The 851-nt window shown below is 66.4% G+C and carries 1 protein-coding gene; it reads left to right on the forward strand.

Features of this window, described 5'->3' with window-relative positions; translation table 11 throughout:
- Positions 1–6: 6 nt before the first annotated feature.
- Positions 7–851 (forward strand): protease inhibitor I9 family protein (locus tag LJ738_RS21145; RefSeq protein ID WP_227788342.1); only part of this gene is annotated, 845 nt, incomplete at its 3' end.

The raw sequence follows: 851 nt of genomic DNA on the forward strand, positions 1-851 counted from the left end.
TCATATTTGAACATTCGCCTTGCTTCCTGGCTCCTGAGCGGTTCACTGCTCACGACTTCTACCCTGTTTACTGCCTGCTCGCGCGATGAGGTAGCCCCCGCCAGCGTCAAAGCTGGAGCGGTAGCCGTAGCCGACTCCCGCGCTGGCACCGTGATTCCCGGCAAATACATTGTGGTGCTGAAAGACGCCGCCGTCGCCACCTCGGCCGCTGACAGCTACCAGGATAAGGTGAAAAAAGTAAAGGCCGCAGCCCAGGGCCTGATGCATGGCAAGGGCTTGCGCGCCGAATCGGTAAGTGCCGCTTACGGCCACGTGATAAAGGGCTTTGCTGCCAGCCTCACGGCTCAGGAAGCCGCCACGTTGGCCCTCGACAGCCAAGTGAAATACATTGAGGAAGACCGCACCATTACTCTCAACCAGCAGCCGACACCCCGCGGCAACGTTAGTGCCAACGGCGACGGAATAATCCGGTGGAACCCCGGTCCGGCTCCTTTGCCCCTACCAGTACCCACGTCGCCGCTACCTGCTCCTTCGCCTCTGCCAGTTCCGACGCCGGCTCCTGCACCCGCTCCGGTGCCGACCCCAGCGCCTGCACCGACCCCGGCTCCGGCACCTGCACCGACCCCAGCTCCGGCGCCCACGCCAGTACCTGCTCCGGCTCCAACTCCAGCACCTACTCCTGCGCCCGCTCCGGCTCCCACGCCTGCTCCCGCTCCTGTGCCTACTCCGGCTCCCGCTCCCGCTCCTACGCCGGCACCCGCTCCAACCCCCGCGCCGGCTCCTGCTCCTACGCCTACCCCAGCACCCGCTCCCGAGCCTGCTCCGGCCCCTGCTCCGGCCCCGGCTCCCGC

The sequence above is a fragment of the Hymenobacter plasmatis genome (assembly GCF_020711255.1).
In the GTDB taxonomy this organism is placed as follows: Bacteria; Bacteroidota; Bacteroidia; order Cytophagales; family Hymenobacteraceae; genus Hymenobacter.